This window comes from Streptomyces sp. NPDC045967 (assembly GCF_056430495.1).
This window is the reverse complement of the sequence record NZ_JBWKLE010000019.1, coordinates 122733-129313: the sequence shown is the minus strand read 5'-3', so window position 1 is coordinate 129313 and position 6581 is coordinate 122733. Positions and strand designations below refer to the sequence as shown.

Here is a 6581-nt window from a genome sequence, read left to right as displayed (position 1 = left end):
GACCCTGTGGGAGAGTAGGACGCCGCCGAACAATCATTGCGGGAAGCCCCGCACCAGACCCTCACAGGTCCGGTGCGGGGCTTTTCTGCGTTCAGGACACATGTGCGGTCTCCTGTAGGGTCAGGGGGCATCGCACGACCGGATTTCTATCGTCACAGTGGAGGCCCCCGGGTGGAGGTCCAGGAGACTCGGGTTCAGACCGACCGAATTTTCACCATTCCGAACGTCCTGAGCATGGCTCGCCTCGCCGGCGTGCCCCTGTTCCTGTGGCTGATCCTCGCCGAGTACGACGGGTGGGCCCTGGCCGTGCTCATGCTCAGCGGGATCAGTGACTACCTCGACGGGAAGCTCGCCCGCCGCTGGAACCAGATCAGCAGGCTCGGCCGGCTGCTCGATCCCGCTGCGGACCGGCTGTACATCCTGTCCACGCTCTTCGGTCTGACCTACCGCGAGATTCTGCCGCTGTGGCTCACGGGAGCCCTGCTCGCACGCGAGCTGATGCTGCTCGTCATGGTGTGGATCCTGCGCCGCCACGGCTATCCGCCGCCCCAGGTGAACTTCCTCGGCAAGGCCGCGACCTTCAACCTGATGTACGCGTTCCCCTTGCTGCTGCTCAGTGATGGCACGGGTTGGTTGGCCTGGACGGGGTCAGTTTTCGGATGGGCGTTCGCCGGATGGGGTACAACCCTCTATTGGTGGGCAGGAATCCTATACGTGGTTCAAGTCCGCCGTCTGGTCAAGGCTGACGCCACGGCCGATTGAGCCCGCCACGCGTTGGATGACGCGGAGGAGTTCCCAGGTCACCGTCCGAGACGGGTGAGGTCGGCAAGACCGTCATCTCTCTAGGAGGACTCTTCCGACATGAAGGCCGTCGTGATGGCCGGTGGCGAAGGAACACGTCTTCGCCCAATGACGTCAAGCATGCCCAAGCCGCTCCTGCCGGTGGCGAACCGGCCGATCATGGAGCACGTGCTCAGGCTGCTCAAGCGCCATGGGCTGAACGAGACCGTGGTCACCGTGCAGTTCCTGGCGTCACTCGTCAAGAACTACTTCGGGGATGGCGAGGAGCTCGGAATGGAGCTCACCTATGCCAACGAGGAGAAGCCACTCGGCACCGCCGGCAGTGTGAAGAATGCCGAGGAAGCCCTGAAGGATGACGCCTTCGTCGTCATTTCCGGCGATGCGCTCACCGACTTCGACCTCACCGATCTGATCCGCTTCCACAAGGAGAAGGGCGCACTGGTCACGGTGTGCCTCACCCGCGTGCCGAATCCGCTGGAATTCGGCATCACGATCGTGGACGAGGAGGGCAAGGTCGAACGCTTCCTCGAGAAGCCGACGTGGGGCCAGGTCTTCTCGGACACGGTCAACACCGGCATCTACGTGATGGAGCCGGAAGTCTTCGACTACGTGGACCCGGACGTCTCGGTCGACTGGTCCGGTGACGTGTTCCCGCAGCTCATGAAGGAAGGCCGGCCGATCTACGGCTACGTGGCCGAGGGCTACTGGGAGGACGTCGGCACGCACGAGAGCTACGTCAAGGCGCAGGCCGACGTGCTCGAGGGCAAGGTCCAGATCGAGATGGACGGCTTCGAGATCTCGCCCGGCGTGTGGATCGCCGAAGGCGCCGAGGTCAGCCCGGACGCGGTACTGCGCGGGCCCCTGTACATCGGGGACTACGCCAAGGTCGAGGCCGGGGTCGAGATCCGCGAGCACACCGTCATCGGCTCGAACGTCGTCGTCAAGAGCGGGGCCTTCCTGCACAAGGCCGTCGTCCACGACAACGTGTACATCGGGCCCCACAGCAATCTCCGCGGCTGTGTCATCGGCAAGAACACCGACATCATGCGGGCCGCTCGGATCGAGGACGGCGCGGTCATCGGGGACGAGTGCCTCGTCGGCGAGGAATCGATCGTCCAGGGCAATGTGCGGGTCTACCCGTTCAAGACCATCGAGGCCGGCGCCTTCGTCAACACGTCCGTCATCTGGGAGTCCAGAGGCCAGGCACACCTGTTCGGTGCGCGTGGTGTCTCCGGCATCCTGAACGTGGAGATCACCCCCGAACTGGTGGTGCGGCTCGCGGGCGCGTACGCGACGACCTTGAAGAAGGGGGCGACGGTCACCACCGCGCGTGACCACTCCCGAGGTGCGAGGGCGCTCAAGCGGGCGGTGATCTCGGCGCTCCAGGCCAGCGCCATCAACGTGCGCGACCTGGAGAACGTGCCGCTGCCCGTGGCACGGCAGCAGACGGCCCGCGGTAGCGCGGGCGGGATCGTGCTGCGCACCTCGCCGGGTGTGCCGGACTCCGTGGACATCATGTTCCTGGACGAGCGGGGGGCGGACCTCTCGCTCCAGCAGCAGCGCAAGCTCGACCGGGTGTACGCACGCCAGGAGTACCGGCGGGCGTTCCCCGGGGAGATCGGCGACCTGCAGTTCCCGAGCAGTGTCTTCGACGCCTACACCGGTTCGCTGCTGCGCAGGGTCGACACCACCGGGATCGCCGACGCGGGGCTCAAGGTCGTCGTGGACGCCTCCAACGGCAGTGCCGGGCTCGTCCTGCCCAGCCTGCTGGGCCGGCTCGGCGTGGACGCGCTGACGATCAATCCCGGGCTCGACGAGTCCAGGCCGACCGAGACCGTCGAAGCGCGGCGGGCCGGGCTGGTGCGGCTCGGGGAGATCGTGGCTTCGGCGCGGGCCGCATTCGGTGTGCGCTTCGACCCGGTCGGTGAGCGGATCTCGCTGGTGGACGAGCGCGGTCGGATCATCGAGGACGACCGGGCGCTGCTCGTGATGCTCGACCTGGTGGCGGCGGCGAAGCGCAGCGGCAAGGTGGCGCTGCCGGTGACCACGACCCGTGTCGCCGAGCAGGTGGCGGCCTACCACGGCACGCAGGTGGAGTGGACGACGACGTCGCCCGACGACCTGACGCGGGTGGGCCGGGCGGAGAGCACCATCTTCGGCGGTGACGGGCGGGGCGGGTTCATCGTCCCGGAGTTCGGCAGCGTCTTCGACGGGGCGGCCGCGTTCGTGCAGCTCCTCGGGCTGGTGGCCCGGACGCAGCTCACCCTCAGCCAGATAGACGCCAGGATCCCGCGGGCGCACGTCCTCAAGCGGGACGTGCCGACGCCGTGGGCGGTGAAGGGGCTCGTGATGCGCCGGGTCGTGGAGGCGGCCGGCGACCGGCAGGTGGACACCACCGACGGAGTGCGGGTCGTGGAGGCGGACGGGCGCTGGGCGCTGGTGCTGCCGGACCCGGCGGAGGCGGTCACCCACCTGTGGGCCGAAGGTCCCGACGACACCTCGGCGCAGGCGCTGCTCGACGAGTGGGCCGCGGTGGTGGACGGCGCCGGGCGCTGAGCGGCGCGTACGGACCGGAGTCGTGCGGGTCGGGCGGGGAGTTCTCCCGCCCGGCCCGCACGGGCGCATTGGGTGTGTACGCCGCCGACATGCGACGATGTGCGGCATGTCGCAGCCGTCCCACAGCCGGAGTTCGGCGTCTCCTGCGCCCGCGCGCCCGGACGCCTCCATGTCGCTGCTGACGCACGTGATGGACCACGGTCTCGACGAGGGCTACGCGCAGGCCGCGGCCCGTCGTGAGGCGGAGGGTACGGCGGGCCTGCCGCGCACGCTGAAGGCCAAACTGGCGCTCGCCGCCGGACTCGTGCTCGCCGCCATGGTCGTCACGCTGGGCGCCGCGCAGGCGCGGGTGGCCGCGCCGGTGCTGGTCAAGGAGCGGCACGAGCTGATCGACCGGGTGGAGCGCGCCGATGAGCGCGCGAACGCCCTGGAGCGGGACATCGAGCGGCTCCGGACGGACGTCGCGGAGCGCCAGCGGGCGGCGCTGAAGCAGCCCGGGGGCGGTCAGGGCGAGCTCGTCGCGCTGCTGTCGGGTGCCACGGAGGTGCGCGGTCCCGGGATCAAGCTCGTCGTGGACGACGCGAAGGGCGCGTCGTCGGGCGGCGGGGACGGGCCGCGGGAGAGCGCCGGCTTCTCGGACACCGGCCGGGTCCGGGACCGGGACATGCAGAAGATCGTCAACGGGCTGTGGCAGTCGGGGGCGGAGGCCGTCTCCATCAACGGCCAGCGGCTGACCGCGCTCTCGGCGATCAGGGCGGCCGGTGACGCGATACTGGTCGACAACAGGCCGCTGGTGCCGCCGTACGAGGTGCTGGCGGTCGGCGACAAGAAGCGGCTGGGTGCGGCTTTCCAGGAGTCGCCGGACGGCCAGTACCTGCACGTGCTGCAGGAGAGCTACGGCATCCGCTCCACGCTGTCCGCCGCCGACGAGGTGCGGTTGCCGGCGGCGTCGAGCCTGACCGTACGTACAGCCACAGCAGAGCAGCAGAAGGGTGCATCGTGATCGCGGTACTGGGCCTCTTGGCCGGAGTGGTGGTCGGGCTTCTGGTCCGGCCCGAAGTACCGGCCGTGGTGGAGCCTTATCTGCCGATCGCCGTGGTGGCGGCGCTGGACGCGGTGTTCGGGGGTCTGCGGGCGATGCTGGACGGCATCTTCGTGGACAAGGTCTTCGTGGTGTCGTTCCTCTCGAACGTGGTCGTGGCGGCGCTGATCGTCTTCCTCGGCGACAAGCTGGGTGTCGGCTCGCAGCTGTCCACGGGCGTGGTCGTGGTCCTCGGCATCCGCATCTTCTCCAACGCCGCGGCCATCCGCCGGCACGTGTTCCGGGCGTGAGGCCGATGAGTACGCATGGCACTCCGCCCGAGGAGCCGAACGGTCCGCAGCAGCCTCTGCAGCAGGGGACGGAAGCCGGGGCGGAAGCCGCGGAGGAGGCGCCCGAGCAGACGGGCCGGCAGCGGCTCGCGGCCGGGCTGTGGCCGCCGCGGGTGAGCCGGGCCCAATTGATCGTCGCCCTGCTGCTGTTCGTCCTGGGGCTCGGGCTGGCCATCCAGGTGCGCTCGACCAGCGACTCCAGTGCCCTGCGCGGGGCCCGCCAGGAGGACCTCGTACGGATCCTCGACGAGCTGGACGGGCGGACCAAGCGCCTGGAGGAGGAGAAGCAGCGGCTGGAGGACCAGCGCAAGGAACTGGAGAGCAGTTCCAACCAGGCGGAAGAGGCGCGCAAGCAGACCGTGGAGAAGGAGCGCCAACTCGGCATCCTGGCCGGTACGGTGGCAGCCCAGGGGCCCGGTATCACACTGAGGATCACCGATCCCAAGGGCCAGGTGCGGTCCGATCAGTTGCTGGACACGCTTCAGGAACTGCGGGCGGCCGGGGCCGAGGCGATCCAGATCAACGGGGTGCGTGTGGTGGCGGGCTCGTACTTCTCGGACGAGAACGGCGGCGTCGGCATCGACGGAACGAAGATCACACAACCGTACGAGTTCAAGGTGATCGGCAAGCCGCAGGATCTGGAGCCCGCGCTCAACATCCCCGGCGGTGTCGTCCAGACGTTGGAGAAGGAACAGGCCACGGTCCTCGTCACACGGCCGACGAAGATCATTGTGGATGCCTTGCGGGCTGTGAAGCAGCCTGACTACGCTCGGTCGTCATCGTGAGGACGCGGAGCGGGGAGTGGACCGGCTCACGCGGGCGGACGCCTGCGGGGGGTCGACGCACCGAAGTCGCGGTGCGTGGTGGAAACTGTCTGGTGGTTACGGACGTTGTGAGAATGTCCGGGTCGGCAGGTGTGTGCATGCGGAGTTCGTCCTGCCCCACGGGCGGGTCTGTTTCGGTCAAGGGGAATCGCCCGTGAAGTTGTTTGAGAAGTTGTTCGGCAAGAAGAACCGCGAGGAAAGCGGGCCGGCACGCCACCGTGCCGGTCAGGGTGATGCGGAAGGGCAGGGCGACCGGCCGCTCTTCCGTGACGAGGTCGCGGGCGGGGGTGACATTCCGGGCGGGCACGGCGCGTCGTCTGTTGACCCCGCTGGTACCGGACGCATAGGTTTCGGTGAACCATCAACCTCAAGTACGGGTGGAGGGTTTGCGCCCGACCCGTATGCCACCAACGCCTCCGCGGGGCAGCCGCGGCGCGAGGAGCCGTCCATGTCGGCCGAGCAGGTTTGCAGCAGGTGCGGACACCGCAGCGATGCGGCCAGCCGGTTCTGCTCCAACTGCGGCGCGCCGCTGCGGGCGGGTCTGACGCCGGAGCGCGCCTCGGAGACCACCTCCACCATCTCGATCTCGGGCCTGGAGGCCTACGAGGCCGAGGTGTCGGGACAACAGCACGTGTCGTCCTCGCTGTCCCCCGAGGCCCAGGCCGCGGTGGAAGCGCTGCCGCCCGGCTCCGCCCTGCTGATCGTGCGGCGCGGTCCCAACTCCGGCAGCCGCTTCCTGCTGGACGGCGAGCTGACCACGGCGGGCCGGCACCCGCAAAGCGACATCTTCCTGGACGACGTCACCGTGTCCCGGCGCCATGTCGAGTTCCGCAGGAGCCAGGACGGCGGTTTCACCGTCTCCGATGTCGGCAGCCTCAACGGCACGTATGTCAACCGGGAGCCGATCGACTCCGTCGCGCTGAACAACGGCGACGAAGTGCAGATCGGCAAGTACCGGCTGGTCTTCTACGCGAGCCTGCGGAGCGTCTGACCCCCTCCCCGGACCGCGTCCGGGGAGACCAAGAGGGA

General features: G+C 68.8%; 6 protein-coding genes. All 6 read left to right on the top strand.

Features of this window, described 5'->3' with window-relative positions; all coding sequences use genetic code 11:
* Nucleotides 1–171 precede the first annotated feature (171 nt).
* Nucleotides 172–762, top strand: coding sequence for a cardiolipin synthase ClsA (gene clsA / locus AC07FY_RS27710; protein ID WP_479011343.1), 591 nt, complete (start codon nt 172–174; stop codon nt 760–762).
* 99 nt (nt 763–861) lie between these two features.
* Nucleotides 862–3357: a sugar phosphate nucleotidyltransferase gene (locus AC07FY_RS27705; protein ID WP_479011341.1), complete on the top strand. Its 2496-nt coding sequence runs from the start codon at nt 862–864 to the stop codon at nt 3355–3357.
* Nucleotides 3358–3454: 97 nt separating this feature from the next.
* A complete protein-coding gene (locus AC07FY_RS27700; protein ID WP_479011338.1) occupies nt 3455–4360 on the top strand; it encodes a DUF881 domain-containing protein in 906 nt (301 codons plus the stop codon).
* The gene (locus AC07FY_RS27695) at nt 4357–4689 is read left to right on the top strand and encodes a small basic family protein (protein ID WP_007262894.1); all 333 of its coding nucleotides are present in this window, start codon (nt 4357–4359) and stop codon (nt 4687–4689) included. Before AC07FY_RS27700 ends, AC07FY_RS27695 begins: the two co-directional genes overlap by 4 nt.
* 5 nt (nt 4690–4694) lie before the next feature.
* Nucleotides 4695–5513 carry a DUF881 domain-containing protein gene (locus AC07FY_RS27690; protein ID WP_479011335.1) on the top strand — a complete coding sequence of 273 codons (819 nt, stop codon included), beginning with the start codon at nt 4695–4697 and terminating at the stop codon, nt 5511–5513.
* Between the two features lie 85 nt (nt 5514–5598).
* Nucleotides 5599–6543, top strand: coding sequence for an FHA domain-containing protein (locus AC07FY_RS27685; protein WP_479011371.1), 945 nt, complete (start codon nt 5599–5601; stop codon nt 6541–6543).
* Nucleotides 6544–6581: the final 38 nt, after the last annotated feature.

Excerpts from the sequence above, each read along its gene's own strand:
- AC07FY_RS27690 (WP_479011335.1), top strand. The coding sequence starts at position 4,695 with ATGAGTACGCATGGCACTCCGCCCGAGGAGCCGAACGGTCCGCAGCAG.
- AC07FY_RS27705 (WP_479011341.1), top strand. The coding sequence starts at position 862 with ATGAAGGCCGTCGTGATGGCCGGTGGCGAAGGAACACGTCTTCGCCCA.
- AC07FY_RS27700 (WP_479011338.1), top strand. The coding sequence starts at position 3,455 with ATGTGCGGCATGTCGCAGCCGTCCCACAGCCGGAGTTCGGCGTCTCCT.